Source organism: Pseudofrankia sp. EUN1h, assembly GCF_001854645.1.
Taxonomy (GTDB): domain Bacteria; phylum Actinomycetota; class Actinomycetes; order Frankiales; family Frankiaceae; genus Pseudofrankia; species Pseudofrankia saprophytica.
This window is the reverse complement of sequence record NZ_MBLN01000084.1, coordinates 57,449-73,710: the sequence shown is the minus strand read 5'-3', so window position 1 is coordinate 73,710 and position 16,262 is coordinate 57,449. Positions and strand designations below refer to the sequence as shown.

General features: G+C 67.8%; 12 protein-coding genes and 1 pseudogene. 4 read left to right on the top strand and 9 right to left on the bottom strand.

Annotated elements, in window-relative coordinates; genetic code table 11:
* Positions 1–232 precede the first annotated feature (232 nt).
* Both BCD49_RS33880 and BCD49_RS33875 read left to right on the top strand, forming a co-directional pair.
* Positions 233–1,678 (top strand): aldehyde dehydrogenase, encoded by a 1,446-nt coding sequence (locus BCD49_RS33880; protein WP_071042319.1) that lies wholly within the window; start codon positions 233–235, stop codon positions 1,676–1,678.
* A gap of 422 nt (positions 1,679–2,100) precedes the next feature.
* Positions 2,101–2,838, top strand: coding sequence for a hypothetical protein (locus BCD49_RS33875; RefSeq protein WP_206744937.1), 738 nt, complete (start codon positions 2,101–2,103; stop codon positions 2,836–2,838).
* Positions 2,839–3,229: 391 nt separating this feature from the next.
* On the opposite strand, the gene BCD49_RS33870 is transcribed toward BCD49_RS33875, so the two are convergent.
* The 4 genes and pseudogenes from BCD49_RS33870 to BCD49_RS46625 all read right to left on the bottom strand — a co-directional run bounded on the left by BCD49_RS33870 (position 3,230) and on the right by BCD49_RS46625 (position 8,517).
* Positions 3,230–4,621, bottom strand: coding sequence for an ABC transporter substrate-binding protein (locus BCD49_RS33870; RefSeq protein WP_071042317.1), 1,392 nt, complete (start codon positions 4,619–4,621; stop codon positions 3,230–3,232).
* Positions 4,618–4,950 (bottom strand): hypothetical protein, encoded by a 333-nt coding sequence (locus BCD49_RS33865; RefSeq protein WP_131803615.1) that lies wholly within the window; start codon positions 4,948–4,950, stop codon positions 4,618–4,620. The genes BCD49_RS33870 and BCD49_RS33865 overlap by 4 nt, the downstream gene beginning before the upstream one ends.
* Before the next feature lie 767 nt (positions 4,951–5,717).
* Positions 5,718–6,977, bottom strand: a complete 1,260-nt coding sequence (locus BCD49_RS33860; protein ID WP_071042316.1) for an ABC transporter substrate-binding protein — start codon at positions 6,975–6,977, stop codon at positions 5,718–5,720.
* Between the two features lie 447 nt (positions 6,978–7,424).
* Positions 7,425–8,517, bottom strand: a pseudogene (locus BCD49_RS46625) (integrase core domain-containing protein).
* 101 nt (positions 8,518–8,618) lie between these two features.
* On the opposite strand from BCD49_RS46625, the gene BCD49_RS33850 reads away from it, so the two are divergent.
* Positions 8,619–8,930, top strand: coding sequence for a hypothetical protein (locus BCD49_RS33850; protein WP_007514101.1), 312 nt, complete (start codon positions 8,619–8,621; stop codon positions 8,928–8,930).
* 118 nt (positions 8,931–9,048) lie between these two features.
* On the opposite strand, the gene BCD49_RS33845 is transcribed toward BCD49_RS33850, so the two are convergent.
* Positions 9,049–11,244, bottom strand: coding sequence for an MMPL family transporter (locus BCD49_RS33845; protein WP_071042315.1), 2,196 nt, complete (start codon positions 11,242–11,244; stop codon positions 9,049–9,051).
* 306 nt (positions 11,245–11,550) lie between these two features.
* Between BCD49_RS33845 and BCD49_RS33840 the strand changes: the two genes are divergently transcribed.
* On the top strand, positions 11,551–12,168 hold the full coding sequence (locus BCD49_RS33840; RefSeq protein WP_007514103.1) for a TetR/AcrR family transcriptional regulator: 618 nt from the start codon (positions 11,551–11,553) through the stop codon (positions 12,166–12,168).
* Between the two features lie 306 nt (positions 12,169–12,474).
* Here BCD49_RS33840 and BCD49_RS33835 read toward each other — a convergent pair whose 3' ends face one another.
* The 4 genes from BCD49_RS33835 to BCD49_RS33820 all read right to left on the bottom strand — a co-directional run bounded on the left by BCD49_RS33835 (position 12,475) and on the right by BCD49_RS33820 (position 16,180).
* On the bottom strand, positions 12,475–13,119 hold the full coding sequence (locus tag BCD49_RS33835) for a response regulator (RefSeq protein WP_007514104.1): 645 nt from the start codon (positions 13,117–13,119) through the stop codon (positions 12,475–12,477).
* Positions 13,110–14,453, bottom strand: a complete 1,344-nt coding sequence (locus tag BCD49_RS33830; RefSeq protein WP_007514105.1) for a sensor histidine kinase — start codon at positions 14,451–14,453, stop codon at positions 13,110–13,112. The genes BCD49_RS33835 and BCD49_RS33830 overlap by 10 nt, the downstream gene beginning before the upstream one ends.
* An 84-nt stretch (positions 14,454–14,537) precedes the next feature.
* On the bottom strand, positions 14,538–15,383 hold the full coding sequence (locus BCD49_RS33825; RefSeq protein WP_007514106.1) for an ABC transporter permease: 846 nt from the start codon (positions 15,381–15,383) through the stop codon (positions 14,538–14,540).
* Positions 15,380–16,180, bottom strand: a complete 801-nt coding sequence (locus BCD49_RS33820) for an ATP-binding cassette domain-containing protein (RefSeq protein ID WP_071042314.1) — start codon at positions 16,178–16,180, stop codon at positions 15,380–15,382. Before BCD49_RS33820 ends, BCD49_RS33825 begins: the two co-directional genes overlap by 4 nt.
* Positions 16,181–16,262 lie beyond the last annotated feature (82 nt).

Genomic DNA, 16,262 nt, shown 5'->3' with positions numbered 1-16,262 from the left:
GGACCACGGTGAAGCCGTACCTCGTGACCAGGCTCGCCGTGGACAGGGGCCCAGGACCCGGCCGGCCCCTCCGCGAGGCTTACGGATCCGCCAACGACCTCGGCGCGGCCGGTCCGCATCCTTCCCGCCTGACCGACGCCCGTCGGCGGCGTTCCTAGCCCTCGCCGCCTGAGCGGCCCCTCTGACCAGCCCTCCCAAGTCCAGCGGCATTCGCCGAGATCCGGAGATCGTGATGACCATCGTGAAGGACAGCCTGTACATCGGCGGATCGTGGGTGGCGCCGGCGAGCGACCGCGCGATCAACGTCATATCCCCGCAAACCGAGGAGGTCGTCGCCACCGTCCCCGAGGCGAGCGAGGCCGACATCGACGCGGCCGTCGCCTCCGCCCGCGCGGYGTTCGAGGACGGCCCGTGGCCAGGCACCTCGCCCGCCGAACGAGCGTCGATGATCCGCGCGATCTCGGCGGCGATCCAGGCCCGTTCCCAGGAGTTCGCCGAGACCCTCACCACCGAGATGGGCGCGCCGAGCACGTTCGCGCTGTTCGGCAACACCTTCGCCGCGGCCATGGTGCTCGACGGCTTCGCCGAGCTGCTCGACACCTTCCCGTTCGAGCAGGAGCGGCCTGGTCTCCTCGGCCGGATCCTGGTGGCGAAGGCACCGGTCGGCGTCTGCGCCGGGATCGTTCCCTGGAACGTCCCGCTCTTCCTGACGGCCTCGAAGATCGGGGCGACCCTCGCCTCCGGCTCCACCATGATCGTCAAGTCTGCGCCCGAGTCGCCGCTGACCGGCTACCTGCTGGCCGAGGTCCTGGAGTCGGTCGGCCTGCCGCCGGGCGTCATCAACATCATCGCCGCGGACCGGGAGATGAGCGAGGTCCTGGTCCGCCACCCCGGCCTGGACAAGGTGTGCTTCACCGGCAGCACCGCCGTCGGACGGCGCGTCGCCGCGATCTGCGGCGAGCAACTCAAGCGCTGCACGCTGGAACTCGGCGGCAAGTCGGCATCGATCGTCCTCGACGACGCCGACCTTTCGACCGTGCTGCCGGCACTGATACCGGCGGCGTTCGCCAACAGCGGCCAGATCTGCGCCGCGCAGACTCGGGTCCTGGCGCCCCGCTCCCGCTACAAGGAGATCGTCGACGGACTCGCCGACCTCGTCGCCGCCACCAGGGCCGCCGACCCGAACGACCCCGAGACCATCGTCGGCCCGCTCGTCGCCAGCCGCCAGCGCGACCGCGTCGAAGGCCTGATCGGATCCGGTATCGATCAGGGTGCCCGGCTCGTCTGCGGCGGCGGGCGCCCCAAGGACGCCCCCAGCGGCTGGTACGTCGAGCCCACGTTGTTCGTCGACGTCGACAACGGGATGCGGATCGCCCAGGAGGAGATCTTCGGTCCCGTCCTGTCGGTAATCCCCTACGACACCGAGGAGGACGCGGTCCGCATCGCCAACGACTCCACCTACGGCCTGTCCGGCTCCGTCTGGACCGCCGACGAGGCACACGGYGTGGCCGTCGGCAAGCGGGTACGCACCGGCTCCTTCGCCGTCAACTCCGGTTCCTACATGGACCTGAAGAACCCCTTCGGCGGGTTCAAGCAGTCCGGCATCGGCCGCGAGATGGGCATCGAGGGCCTCGATGCCTACCTGGAGACCCAGACGCTGGTCCTGCCGAAGGGCTGACCGGCCTTCCCTAGTGTCTCGTGATTCCGGACCGTTTTATGCCACTCTAAGTCATCTCCACAGGTCATATGCTTGATCCTTGGAGTCGAAACAACAAGGAAGCAGCATCACGAGACACTAGGTACCGGCCCCTCCCGAACACCTCACAACAACCCGACCGGCGGACTGGCCGGACCGGGAATAGCCAGCCCCTGAAATTCCTGACGCAGGACACCGGCTCAAGGCGCGGGTCGTGGTGGCCGGCGTCGCACTGTGGACTGCAGCCGGGGCGGATCCCATCGGTCCGGCCGGCGCGTTCCAAGCACGCGTGCTCTGCGAAGCAGCGGTCGCCCGGGTCATCGCCGGATACCGCACGGCACAGGAGGTTCCGCGCARTGAAGCATCTCACCGATGACGAGATCCGGTCCGCGGCAGACATGCTCGTGGCAGCACGCAAGGGACGGTTGGTGCTGGCTGGATTGCCGGCAGACGTGACGCCGGAGCACACGGCGGATGTACAGCGAATCATCGACGCCGTGAGCGCCAGGATCGACCGACCGGTGCTGGGGTGGAAAAGCTATACGGTATACAAGCCAATGCACCCGCTGTTCTATGCGCCGATCTACGACGTCTACCAAAGCGGCGCGGAGATCCCCGCCCTAATCTCGCCGATGCGGCTCATCGAGCCCGAGATCATGTTTCGCGTCGACCGCGACCTGCCCGTGCAGGACCGTAATTACAGTATTGGCGAGATCATGGACGCGGTAACGGCAGTCGTCGGGTTCGAGGTCATCGGATCACGCTTCGTCGCGGGCTCCTCCAATGGTCAAGGGTCGTTGTACGGCTCGCTGTCCGACCACATCTCCAACGGCTGTATCGTGGTCGGTGACGAGATCCCCCAGTGGCGGGAGGTGGCATTCGAGGACGTGGCGTTGCGGTTGACCGAATCAGACCGTGAACTCGTCTCGGTGATCGGCTGCCACCCCTTCGACAACCCCTTTCTCCCAGTCGTCGTCGGAATCAACCGCATGCGACGGGGTGCGGCTGTAAAAGCGGGTGACATCATCATTACCAGTTCATCGACTAGCTTCTTCTCAGTGGAGGCCGGCGCGTTGATCCGCGCCACATACCAGGGGCTCGGCGAAGTTACGGCCACGTTTCCAGTCAGCGCGGAGCCGTGACTATTTGTGGACCTCGAAGCCCCCGAGCTCGCAGCCGAAATGATGAATTCGTTGATGGAGTCGATCAGCACGCAGGCGGTCGACCCGGGCTCGATGAGGCGAAACGAGAGCTTCTTGACAGGCAAGGACGCCTCTCCAACGAGGGCATCCGGATCAGCCGGCTGCTGGCGTTCCCGCGTGGCCAGAACCTCCCTGAAGGGTGCAACTAGACGATTGCGCAGGTCAGGCAATTGATCACGCGGCTCGTTGGTATTCGTGGAGGAGGCCGCCGAGGCGGTCGATGCGTCTGATTGGACCGCTCAGATCTCCGGCCGGCGGTGCGGCCTCCAGATTGCCGAGGCGGTGCGACTGGGGATCGGTCGCACCGCCTTCGGGTCGTGCGTGGAGGTGGTCAGGTTAGGGGGAAGAGGTATTCGTGGCCGAAGGTCTGGAGGTCCTTGATCGGTTCGATGGTCTTCTTGGGGCCGTCGAAGCGGACGATGGCGGCGCAGTCGTTGCCCAGGAGGCGTCCGGCGGGCCAGGTGGAGCCGCACAGCGCGTTGCCGAGCGCGGGGTAGTCGAACCCGGAGTTGAGGACCTTGGCGAGGGCCTCGGTGGTGACCGAGCCGTTGATCTTCGCGAAGGCCTTGAGGAACAGGTCGGCGGCGCCGTAGGAGGTCAGGGTTCCCGACGCGCTGGCGTCGGCCTGGGAACCGACGGCCTTCAGGTCGGCGTCGATCTGCTTGAAGGTGGCGCTGGGGAAGACGCCGGAGCCGAAGTTGGGCGTCATGGCGTAGACGCCGTCGAGCTGGTCGGCGAGGGGGGCTAGGCGTGGGTCGGCGAAGTAGATGAGGATGTCGCCGGTGTAGCCGGAGGAGCGCAGCGCGGCGACGAGCGGGAAGATCGTGCCTGGGGCGGTCGTCGATGCGACGAGGTTCGCGCCGCTGGCGATGATGTCGCGGGCGATCGGGGTGTAGTCGGACAGCGGCGGCGCCCCGGGGCCCGGGATCGGGGACTTGGCGTAGGGTGCCTTCATGCCGAGCCCGACGGCCATCTTCGCGAAGCTTTTGACGGAGTTCTCCGAAGCGGCGGCGCCCAGCCCGACGAACGCGGCGCTCACGTCGACCGGCTTCTTGCCGGCACCCGCCAGGTAGCTTTCCAGGCCGGCGGACGAGTAGAACGTCTGCCCGGGCAGCACACCTGTGCAGGCGACCGACTGGGTGATGGAGAAGCCGAACTGGCGGTTGTTCCAGCCGCAGTAGTCGTTCGAGATGCCCCAGCCGAAGTAGGGCACGTGCTTGTCGTTGAGGTAGTCCCCGACGGTGGAGACCGTCGCGGTGAAGGGCACCAGRCCGAAGACCTTCTTGTCCTCGACCATCTCGGTMACGGCGTCCTTGGACKTSGTSGGRTCGSCRCCGCTRTCGGYRCAGCCSRCGTAGGAGAAGGTGTARCCGTTCACYCCGCCCTCGCGGTTGGCRCGTTCGAACCGCGCCTTCGCGCCGTCGCACACGCCCGGGAAGTTCTCGATACCGGTCGTGTCCTTGACGTCGGCGACGCCACCGATCGTGATGACCTTGCCGTTGACGCCGCGGACCGTGCTGCCGGTCGCGAACTGGATCGGCCCGGCCTTCTCGATCGCCAGTTTGCTGGCGGCGGCGGCGTCCATCGGCGTGCCCAGGTCGACGGGTGCCGAGGAGGTGCCGTTGTCGGTGGTGGAGCTRCACGAGGCGAACGTGACCGCGGCCACCAGCGCCGCGACGCCGGCCAACCCGGCCCGCGCTCGATGGGAACGCAGCAAGATCACAGTTTTTCTCCTTCTTGGAGAACGTCCGGACGTGACGGGTAGCTTCCGACAGCGGCCGCGCCGCAGAGGGATACGAAGGTGAGCTCGGCGAGGTCGATAGCCAGGACGCCAAACGTCGACTGCAGACAGCCGAGCGAAACGGCGTTGATTCTGTTGAGCGCGACTACGGCGGGATCATTCGGCCCGACGGGGCGGTCGTGGCTGCGTAGCTTGGCCAGCACGGCTGGTCTTTTCTTCGGCAAGGGGACCCGTTCGATGGCGACGACCTGATCAGAAGATCGCCAGCGTGGCGAGAGCTGTATCGCATATGCCAGCCTTGCTAGCGTCACGATGCCTTCGGCTGGCTGACCGTCGAGGACAACGTCTGGGGGTGGCTGCGTGGCGACTGGGGCGGCATGTCTCGGTCGATCTGTCCGTCAGCCGTACACCCGGGCTGCCGCGCGTCGATAAGTCGGTCCTCGGGTCTTTCTATGAAGATCGCCACCGAGGTACCCGCCGCTATGCGTTCGAAGCCTGTCGCGACGCCGTACACCTACGGCGACACGGGGAGGCATCCCGAGGCGAGGCAAAGGCAGCTCCTTGTCCGTAGGATACGGACCCGATCGTGACGTCCTGCTCGAATTCCGATGCGGACGCCGGCCTCAAGACTTCCCTGACGACAACTCTACGCCCCCGTAGGCAACAGGAACTCGTGCCCCCTGCGGGGATCGTCCCCGCAGGGGGCTGGCTGCCGGTCGCTGGAACAAGACCGGGAAGAGCGATCCAAGCGGCCAAGGCCGTGCGGACCCCGCCCGGCCCACGTCGACCTGGATACACAAGAAACCTAGAGAGAGCGAGAAGGGGGCGGCGGGCTAAGGAATTCCGCCAAAAATCACAACCTCGGATCATCTGGAGGTGGATTGTTGGCTCGCCGACAGTCGAGTGTTGATCCTGTAGTTGATGTCGCTCTCGAGTTCGACGATGAAGTAGTGCGCGGTGTGGCGGGACCGCGGTTGTTCGGTTCGTCGTCGGTCGCGCTGGCACGTCGCCATTCGGTGACCGCGGCGCGGCGACCTGTCCGGCGAAGACCGGCGCCAGGGTCCGCGCCGTGGTGTTATTAGAGAGGTTCGCCACACCAGTAACCGTCGCGGTTGAGTGCCGCGGGTGGTGGGACGGCGGCGAAACTACCACCCGTCGAGTCGACGTTGATGAAGTTCTCGCAGAGGATCGGCTGGGTGGGCTGGGACAGGTTGATCGGGGGGATCAGGCCGCTGGCGGTGAAATCCGTCACCCTGCGGAGGGTTTGGATGAGCGCCTGGCGGGTGGGGCAGGGTCCGGCGAGTTGGAGTCCTTGGATCATCTCGTCCGCGGCCACGTAGCCGGCGAGGGCGAGCTCGTCGGTGGGGTCCGCCAGCTCCGGCGCGTATACGGTCATGGCTTTCTGGTAGGCGTTCATCGCGGGGGAGCCCTGCGCGGCGACACTTGACATGATCGACATTCCGGCCATGTCGCGACCTCGCTGGGCGAGCAGACCGGGGCTGAARCCGGTRGCRTTCAACGCCACATTRATCTTGACYCCRMGAGMCTTGGCCTKCGCRTAGATGTCGATRAAGGSRCYSGACTGGGCGGCGCCGACGAGGGTGTCCGCGCCGGAACTTTTCAGCTCGTCGGCGACCTTGGCTGGGTCGGTGACCCCTTCGGTGTAGGTGACCTCGTCGACGATCTGGATACCGCGGCTTCGCAGGCTGGGGACGAACTGTGCCGCGAGGCTTCGGGACGCCGCGACGTTCGGGTCGACGACGACGAGCGCCTTCCTGCCGCCCTGTGCCTTGACGAAGTCGCCAAAGACGGAGGTACCGCCGGTGTTGAACAGGTTGCCGGCATGGAAGAGGTTGGGATGGTTGCTCCAGGTGGCGCTCGTCCCGGTTCCGGTGACCGGGATGGTCTCCTTATCGAGCCAGCCGGCTGACTCGTCGAGGACGATCGAGGTGGCGATCAGGCCGAAGACGTGCTGGGTGTCGACGAGGTCGTGCGCGACCTTGGAGAAGGTCTCGGCGTCGGACTGGTCGTCGCCCCATACCAGGTCGATCCCGCGGTCGTGGACGCCGCCGGCGGCGTTCTGCAGGTCGATGCGCGCCTCGACGCCGCTGCGGGCGGCCTTGAAGGCGGAGGCGATCTCGGCGGGCCCGGTGTCGGGATAGATAAGTCCGATCTTGATGGAGGTGGGCGTCACGCCTGGTGCCTGGGTCGGGCAGGCGGCGGCCCCGCTGGTGGCCGAGTTCGACGGCATGTCACAGGCGGTGAGGCCGGAAAGCCCGACCAGCACGGCCGCGATTGCCCCTGCAGAGGTCCGCACGCGCAGGCGACGAAGGATCATGACGCGCCCTCTCCCATCGAAAGATCTATGTTAATAGTGGCAATTCGGTCATTTTTCGTGGCCCCACGTTAGCGTGCCGCCCGCGACGAGATTCCAAGGGAACCGGCGGCGTGTCGCATCGAGTGAAGCCCGGCGATGCCAGCTGTGGATCTTTCTTCGAATGGGTCCTTGCGGTGCGAACAATCTTAACTCGCGATGTCGATGTCGATGTCGATGTTGGTGGGCGCCGGGCGGCGGRCAGGCCGGCGGCATGAGGTTTGCCGTAGTTGTTTGGTTGATCGCCCGGATCGGGACGACGATCGGTCCCGTGTTGGCGCTGTTCGGGGCCGTCGCCGAATCGGGGTTCTGGAGTCCCCACGGCGTTGGCGTTCGGTGAGCTGGCAGGCGCGGCGGCCGGGCGGGGTGTTTATGGTGACGTTGTACCTGCCGAAAGTACGTCCGGGCAGGTCAGGTGGCGTGTTCGTACTCGTGCAGGATGCCGCCGAGGCGATCGTGTCGGCGGACGGTGAGACGGGTCAGCCGGTCCGGCTCGGTGATTGGTTCGGGCAGCGGTTGGAGTGGTCTGGCGTTGGCGATGCTCTGGTGGGGGTGGGAGTTGTAAAACGCCTCGTACTGGCGGAGGGCGTGCAGGAGCTGCCGCTGGTTGTAGATCAGGGTGCGGTCGAGGAGTTCGTGGCGGCAAGTTCGCACCCACCGTTCCATGATCGCGTTCAGGCGGGGACGTGGATGCCGCTGCGCACGATCGTGGTCCCGGCGTCGGCGAGGATCGCGTCGAACAGCGCTGGGAATTTGCCGTCGCGGTCGCGGATGAGGTAGCCGGCGGTCGAGGCGGCGTCCTGCAGATCCATGGCGAGGTTGCGGGCGGCCTGGGTGACCCATGCTGCGGTGGGGTGTGCGGTGGTGCCGAGGATTCGGATGCGGCGGCTGGTGTGTTCGATCACGGCGAGGATGTAGAGGCGTGTCCTGGTCAGGGGCACCGTCTCGAGGAAGTCGGCGGCGAGGATGGCGTGGGCCTGGGAGCGCAGGAAGTCGGCCCAGCTGGTCGCGGTCCGGTCGGGTGCCGGGTCGATGCCTGCCTCGTGCAGGATCTCCCAGACCGTGGGCGGGGCGATCTTGATGCCGAGGGTCAGGAGCTCGCCGTGTATGCGGCGGTAGCCCCAGCCGCTGTTTTCTCGGGCAAGGCGCAGCACCAGGGCGCGGATTGAGGCCACAGTACGGGGCCGTCCGTGCTGCTTGGGTCGGGAGAGGGCGGCGTGGTGGCGGGCGATCAAGGCGCGGTGCCATCGCAGAACGGTGTCCGGGCGTACGAGGAGTCGCAGGTGGCGCAGGGTTGGCCGCGGCAGCGTGTGCAGGAGCGCGGCGAGCAGGGCGCGGTCGGCGGGTCGGAACTGGATCCGTTGGCGTCGAGCTGGCGTTACAGCACGGCGATCAGGTGGCGCAGGGTGAGGATCTCGATGTCCTTGTCACGGTCACCGCGGGGCAGTAGGCGCAGCAGCGCGAAGGCGTTGGTGACACCGAGGTAGGTCAGCCGAAGCAGCACGAAGTGGCATCCTCGCGCAGCCACCGATCCCGACGAGTGAGGGCCGGGTGCTAGGAGGGCCATGGTCGGCAGCCACGGCTGCGACTGTGCTGAGAGGGCGGATGGCATTTTCGGCGGCCACGGGGCCCTGGTACCTCGACGTCGGCCACCACATCGCTTCCGTGCTGAGCGACGCGGACCGTAGAAAACGCGAACGCGACCTTCTCGCGCACTACCTTGACCGCCTGCGGGCAGGCGGCGTCGAGACACCCGCCTGGGACGAGGTGTGGAGCGTTCTTGGCCGCGGCGTCCTGGACGGCTTTTACCTCTGGGGTGTCACGGTCAAGGTCGACCCACCATCACCGCCGCACTCCTGGAACGTCTCGGAACGGCCGCCGCCGACCACGACGCCTTCGCCACGGTCGCCGAGGTAGGGCGATGCCGCGCAGGTTCTGTGTGTACGACTGGGCGGTCGCGGCGGGGTCCTTCCTTTCGCGGGAGAGGTAAACGGACCCGCGGCCGGTGGGCAGCGGGTCCGTGGTGAGGGTCCGATTAGACCGGTGCGCGTTCGTGGGTGGCGTCGAGGGGGTCGTGTCCGTCGTCGAGGAGGTGGTGCAGTTTCTCGCCTTCGACGTCGACGTTGGGCAGGATCCGGTCGAGCCAGCGGGGCAGCCACCAGGCGGCGCGGCCAAGCAGGGCCATCACCGCTGGCATGATGGTCATGCGCACGACCACCGCGTCGAAGAGCACGGCGACGCCGAGGGCCAACCCGATCGACTTGACGATCGATTCGGGCGACAGGATGAATCCGGCGAAGACGCTGATCATGATGAATGCGGCGGCGGTGACGACCCGGGCTCCGTGGCCGAACCCGGTGATCATGGCCTGGCGTGGGGYGCTGCCGTGCGAGTACTCCTCACGCATCCGCGTGACCAGGAAGACCTGGTAGTCCATGGCGAGGCCGAACACGATGCCGACCAGGACGATGGGCAGGAGGCTGAGGATCGGTCCGGTCTGCTCGATGCCAAACAGGTTGGCGAGCCAGCCCCATTGGAACACTGCCACGACGGCTCCGAACGTGGCCGCGATGCTGAGCAGGAAGCCGAGGGTGGCCATCACCGGCACGAGCACCGACCGGAACACCAGCAGGAGCRGGACGAACGCCAGGCCGATCACGACGATCAGGTAGGGCACGAGCGCGTCGCCGAGCTTGGTGGAGACGTCGATGTTGATGGCGGTCAGACCGGTGACACCGATGGCGGTGCCGGGCGCGCTAGGGAGCTGTCGGATGGCGTGGACCAGCTTCTCGGTCGCAACATCGCTTGGTCCGGTCGTCGGGGTGACGGTGAGCAGGGCGGTGTCGCCCGCCTGGTTGATGACGGCCGGGGATACCGCGGCAACGTTGTGGAGCCCACGGATCGTCTGCGTGGCTTGGTCCGCTGCTGCCTGTGCCGACCCGGCGCGCGCGTCGATGGTGACGGTCAGCGGCGCGTTGAAGCCGGGCCCGAACGCGCCTGCCAACAGATCATAGGCGTGACGCTGGGTGGTGGCAGGCGGGGCGGAGCCGTCGTCCGGCATGCCAAGGCGCAGGTCCAGGGCTGGTATCGCGATGACACCGAGTCCGATGACGCCGATGAGCAGCGCGAGGACCGGGCGGTGGGCGATCGCCCCAGCCCGCCTCGTGCCGATGTTGGGTGCCGGCGTGGCACCGGCCTCTTTCAGGTCGCGGGCGTGCAGCCCGCGGGGGTTCCGGGAGATGCGCTCGCCGGCGAAGCCCAGCAGCGCCGGCAGCAGGGTCAGCGCGATGAGCACGGCGACGGCCACGGTGAACGCGGCGGCCAGCCCCATCTGGGTAATGAACGGAATTCCCGCGACCGCCAGCGCCGCTAGCGCGATCACGACGGTCAGGCCGGCGAACACCACCGCGGAACCAGCGGTTCCGACCGCCAGGCCGGTAGCCTCCTCCCGATCGCGTCCGGTGGCGATTTCCTGCCGGTACCGGGAGACGATGAACAGCGCGTAGTCGATACCCACGGCCAGACCGAGCATCAGGGCGAGTGTCGGCGTGGTCGACGACAGGTTCACGAACCCGCTCATGGCAGTGATCGCGCCGATACCGATGGCGATACCGAGGATCGCGGTCAGCAGCGGCAGGCCGGCCGCCACCAACGAGCCGAACGTGATGAACAGGACCACGGCGGCGACGGCAATCCCGATGGCTTCACCCGCGCCCTGCGCAGGCTTGACCGTCAACGCGTCGCCGCCGACCTCGACGGTCAGGCCCTGGGCCCGGGCCTTGTCCGCCACGGCGGTGAGCGCGCCGCGGGCCGGGTCGGTCAGCTCCGCCGACGGCACCTGGTAGGTCGCCCTCGCGACGGCCACGGTGCCGGCGCTGTTGACCGTGCCGGGCTGGAACGGGTCGCTGACCGAGGCCATCTGTGGAGCCTTCTTCAGCTGTGCGATCGCGTCCTCGACAGCCGGCCGCATATCACTGAGCCGCTGGCCGTCCGGCGCGGCGAACACGACATTCGCCGTGGCGCCACCGGCCGACGCCTGCGGGAACCGCTTGTCGAGGAGGTCGATCGCCTGCTGCGACGGCGTACCCGGGATGCGGAACGCGTCGGAAGTAGATCCGGACAAGGTGGCGGCGCCGGCCAGCGCGCCGGCGAGGACCGCGAACCACACCGCCGCGACCAGCCACCGTCGTCGGAACGCGAACCGGCCGAGCCGGTAGAGGAACGAGGCCATGAGTGTCTCCTGCTCAAGGGAGTTTGGGATTCGCCAGCCACAGACGGGCCCTGGATGCAGGCGTGGCGATTCGGGTCCCGCCGGCATTCGTGGCTCCCGGCGACACGGGTGACGCTAGTCGTTCGGCAAGGAGTTGACTAGCCGATCGTAAGGTACGTCACCTGCTAAACGGCTAGGATCTTGCTTTACGAACGACAAGTTCGTGCCGCACATCGACGGTGCCGTGCACTGGCCGATCGGCAGGTTGATTACTTGCCAGTCGGCAAGCTAAGCTGTGGCCCCTTGAAGACTCGGCAAGGAGCGATCATGAGCCTGGCGGCGCTGAAGGCACCCGGAGTGACCGATACCCGGCGCCGCATCGTCGACACGGCGGTCCGCCTGTTCACCAGGCACAGCTTCGCGGGCACGTCACTGCAGATGATCGCGGACGAGCTGGACATTACCAAGGCGGCGGTCTACCACCACTTCCATACCCGCGAGGAGCTTCTCCTCGCGGCGGTCGAGCCGGTGCTCGAGCCGTTGCGGACCATCGTCGAGACGGCCGAGACGCAACGCACTCCCCAGGCCCGGGCGGAGTACATGCTCGTTGGCTACGCCAACCTCGCGGTGCGCAATCGTGCCCTGCTCTCGGTGTTGGCCGCCGACCCTGGCGTGACCGATGTCATGCTTACCCAGCATGGCCTGGATGACTTGATCAACCGTCAGTTGAATCTTCTCGCCGAGGTCGACCGCGGCCCCAGCGGGCGGGTCAAGGCCGCCCTCGTGCTGGCCGGAATCCCCGGCGCGGTCGCGCCGAGGCTGATCGGCCTCGACGATGACGTCCTGCTCCAGTACGTCATCGAGGCGGGCCGCCGCACGCTKGGACTCCGCACACCAAGGCGGTCCACCCGCGACGCGGCACCTAACGTGCCCGAACGTCGATAACGCATCAAGCAGGTTCACTGCGGCAGAGGCCTGTCCCAGGTGGCTGTGGGTGCCCGATATCCGGTCGCAGGGTTGCACCCGGGTCCACGTGCCCGGCCCAGGCAACCTGCCCGCGAGGTCACGGACCAACCGCGACCCGACCAGCCCGTGCAGCGCTGGTCGCCCTGCAAAAACTCGACTGGCTCGCCAGACACGCTCGCTAGAAGTACTACCCGCCAGGTCGTTGTCGATCTGGACAATGAGGTGGCGGACATCCGAACTCAGGTGGGCGGGCTTTCGTCACTGCCGTCGGGTCGGTCGTATGCGTCAGATACCGAGGTAGCGCAGCACCGCCAGGACGCGTCGGTGGTCGGCCGCGGAGACTGGCAGCATGAGCTTGGTGAAGATATTCGCGACGTGTTTCTCGACGGCCCGTTCGGTGACGGTCAGCTGTCGCGCGATCGCGGCGTTCGACCGCCCTTGGGCCATCAGTGCCAGCACCTCGCGCTCGCGTGGGCTCAGTGTGTCGACGGCGGCGCGGCTCTGGCTTGCCCCGATCAGCTGGCTGACCACCTCGGGGTCGAGCGCGGTGCCGCCGGCTGCGACCCGGTCGAGTGCGTCGACGAAGTCCTTGACGTCCAGCACGCGTTCTTTGAGGAGGTAGCCGACTCCTGCCGAGCTGCGTGCCAGCAGCCGGCTCGCGTACTGGGTCTCGACGTACTGGGAGAAGATCAGCACTTTCAGGTTCGGGTCCCGCTCGCGCAGTTCGATGACGGCGCGCAGTCCCTCGTCGGTGTGGGTAGGTGGCATTCGGATGTCGGAGACGACGATGTCCGGTCGGAGCTGACCGACCGCGGCCTTCAGCGCCTCGCCGTCTGCCACGGCGGCCACGACCTCGTAACCTTCCTCGACGAGCAGTTGGACGAGGCCTACCCGCAGGACCACCGTGTCTTCCGCGATCACTATCCGCACGGGTCAGCCTCAGTCTTCCGGTCCCTGAACGGAACGTCCACGGTGATCATGGTGGGGCCGCCCGGGGGACTGCTGACCGCGAGTGAGCCGCCCAGCGTGTGCACGCGTTCCGCGAGGCCACGCAGCCCGCTGCCGGCACCGGCGTAGCTGGCTCCCCCGATCCCGTCGTCGCTGACGGTCAGGCGCAGGGTGTCGCTGTCGGTCGCGATGCCGATCGAGCAGGCCGTCGCCTGGCTGTGCTTCCCGGCGTTGGCCAGCAGTTCGGTGGTGGCGAAGTACAGCATGGTCTCGACTGAGGCCGGCGGCCGGCTCGGCAGGTCTACTCGGACCGTGGTCGGGATCAGCCCTCGGGCGGCGAGCGTGGCAAGCGCCGGTTCGAGGCCGGCATCGAGCGCGGGTGGGTGAATTCCTCGCACCAGTTCGCGAAGATTGACGATGATCGTCTTGACCTCGTCGCGTGACTCCCGGACCAGCTCCCGTGCCCGCGCGACGTCGGCCTTGTCGAGCCGGCTCTCGGCCCGCCCGAGCCGCATCCCGAGCGCGACGAGCTGGGCCTGYGCACCGTCGTGCAGGTCACGCTCGACCCGGCGCAGCGTCGAGGCGGCCTCATTGACCGCATGCAACCGGGTCTCCTCCAGCTCTCTGATCCGCAACGAACTGTCCGAAGGGCCGAGCAGCTTCGGCAACAACCAACGGTCGAGGCCGAGCACGGCCCGGGTGAGCCAGGGCGCCGCCGCCAGCACCAGCACGCCGACGCAGCTGACCGCCAGCCCCAGCGGCCAGCTGTCGAGGTAGAAGTGCCCGAGCTGGAAGCCGTAGGAGCGCTCGGCCCTGCCGGCGTCGGCCTCGCGCGACCCGATGACCTTCGACAGCACTGGATAGAACAGAAACGTTGCGCCGTAGGCCCAGGGCAGGAAACCGGCCGCGAACTGGACCGCGCCAGCCGGGATCCGGACGGCGAAGCAGCCCACGGCTCGCCAGGCGACCGGGTCGGCCAGATGGTAGGTGAGGAAGCCGAGGACCCCCCGCCGCCGCCGGGGCCGGTCGGGTCTGGCGACAGGCAGCCACAGCAGCGAGCCGGCCAGCCACCGCTGGACGTTCGCGAGGCCCCGGTCGAACGCGAGCACCGGTATCAGCACAGGTGCGACGACGAACACCGTCGCCGACAGCGCGCCCACCAGCACGGTGGCGACGACGGCGGCCACGCCTACGCAGGCGGTCGGAAGGCTCACGAGCGCGTAGAGGCATTCCCGCCAGGCGCGCGCACCGTAGGCCGTCCGCAGTGCGGCACCCAGACCGCGCCCACCCCACCCTCGTGCCGTCGGGCTCCTCACCGTCCGGCTCCTCGTCGTCCGCCGTCCACGGTCCACCTGCCCATCGGTGCGTCGCCCCGGTACGTCGTCGTCTCGCCCGGCCGGTCAGGACACGTCCCGGCGCTTGACCGAGACGAACCCGGTGGCGAGCAGCACCGCCGTCCAGACCACCAGGATTCCCAGGCACGCCAGCGGCGGGTAGACATCGTTGACGTCGTGACCGTTGCTCATGACGACGAGGCCGCTGGTCACGGGCAGCGCGGCGACCAGGTGCTCGGCGAACGAGCCCGGCAACAGGCTCAGCACGAGCGGCGCCACGTACTGGAGACTGGCCATCGCGCCGATGCCCGCGGCCGGGTGCTGCACGATCGCGCCGATGGCGAGCGCGATCAGGCCTGTCAGCGCCATGAACACCCCGAAGGCGAGGATCGCGCGCACCGTGGTGGCGTCGCCGATCGACGTCGAGGCGTGCTCGCTCGTGATGGCCGAGCCGACGAGGAACGCCGCCACCGCCACCGCCTCCGCCACCAGGAAGAGCAGACCGCCGAAGACGACGGCCTTCGCCGCCAGGATCGGCGTCCGACGCGGGGTCGCGAGCACCGAGGCGCGGATCATCCCGGTCGCATACTCCGACGCCATCAGCAGGACACCGAGGACACCTACGGCGAGCTGGCCGAATGTGGCGCCGGGCTGCAGGATCACGGCGACGTTGTCGGAGGTGAAACGTTCCTTCGTCGCCGCGTCGAGCGTCGGCCACGACGACATGAGCGCGGCGGAGGCGAAGACGGTGAACCCAAGCGAGATCACCGCCATCGCGAACAGGGACCAGCCGGTCGAGCGCACCGTCCTGATTTTCGTCCACTCGGCCCGACACAGGTCGCCGAACCCGGCGACCCTGGCGGCATCCGGAACGGCAGCAGCCCCCCTGCGAGACGCGATCGTGGCGGTCATGATGCTCCCTTCGCGGCGTACTCGACCGAGCCAGCCGTCAGTCGCATGAATGCCTCTTCGAGCAGTGCCGGTCGGGCGACGGCAGGAGTGGCGGCGTAGAGCCGCGGGTCGGTGTAACGCTCGACGAAGTCCCCAGTCGAGCAGTCCGCAAGCAGCCGGCCCCGGCCGAGGATGAGCAGGTGATCGGCGGTCACGGCCATCTCGTTCATCAGGTGCGAGGAGACCAGCACGGCGCGGCCCTCGGTGGCCAACCGCTTCAGCAGATTCCGAAGCCACCGGACGCCTTCCGGATCAAGGCCGTTGACCGGTTCGTCGAGGACCACGACCCCCGGGTCGCCGAGCAGCGCGGCGGCGATGCCGAGGCGCTGCGCCATGCCGAGGGAGTAGCCGCCAGCCCGGCGGTCGGCCGCGTCCCGCAACCCGACGAGGTCGATCACCTCGTCCACCCGGTGGATGGGGRGGGCCTGCGACTGGGCCAGGCACAGCAGGTGGTTCCGTCCCGACCGGCCCCGGTGGAACGATCTCGTCTCCAGCATGGCGCCCACCCGGCGCAGTGGGGCGTCGAGCTCGGCGTACGACCGACCGTAGACGGTCGCTGTACCAGCGTCCGGCCGTTCCAGACCAAGCACCAGCCGCATCGTGGTGGACTTCCCAGCACCGTTCGGACCGAGAAAACCGGTCACCCTGCCAGGAACGACCGAAAAACTTAGATCATCGACGACCGTCTTGCCGCCATAGCGTTTCGTCAGGCCAAGCGCGCGGATCGCCGCCACCTGAGGATTTTCCTTGGAGGTCATGCCTCGAGACTGCCGATTGTGAGCCCTCCGCCGCGAGGGCGCGGCCCCCTGTCTTCCAGGTGGGGATAGCACGAATCGCCGG

Bases quoted from the DNA above. Each gene is read 5' to 3' on its own strand.
- BCD49_RS33850 (WP_007514101.1), top strand. From the start codon at position 8,619: ATGGCATTTTCGGCGGCCACGGGGCCCTGGTACCTCGACGTCGGCCAC.
- BCD49_RS33825 (WP_007514106.1), bottom strand. From the start codon at position 15,383: ATGACCGCCACGATCGCGTCTCGCAGGGGGGCTGCTGCCGTTCCGGAT.